1 protein-coding gene is annotated in these 255 nt (G+C 67.5%); it reads left to right on the top strand.

The window, feature by feature from the left end:
- A partial coding sequence (locus RM423_RS25185; protein ID WP_311425765.1) for a tyrosine-type recombinase/integrase occupies positions 1-255 on the top strand: 255 nt, incomplete at both ends.

Here is a 255-nt window from a genome sequence, read left to right as displayed (position 1 = left end):
CGCCGCCAGCAAAGACGCCCACCCGGCACCTGGGACCACTCGCAACCGCACCCCGACACCGATGGGCATATCCCGAGGTCGTGGTTCCGTGAACACATCTGGATACCCGCCCTCGTCACCGCCGGCATCGGTATCTGCGTTCGGACACACGACCTCCGCCATGCCCACGCCTCCTGGCTCCTCGCCGGCGGCGCCGACCTGCAGACCGTCAAAGAACGCCTCGGCCGCGGCAGCATCTTCACCACCGAGAAACAC

This window comes from Jatrophihabitans lederbergiae (assembly GCF_031845305.1).
In the GTDB taxonomy this organism is placed as follows: Bacteria; Actinomycetota; Actinomycetes; order Mycobacteriales; family Jatrophihabitantaceae; genus Jatrophihabitans_A; species Jatrophihabitans_A lederbergiae.
The sequence above is the reverse complement of the archived record's forward strand: the minus strand, read 5'-3'. Positions and strand labels throughout refer to the sequence as shown.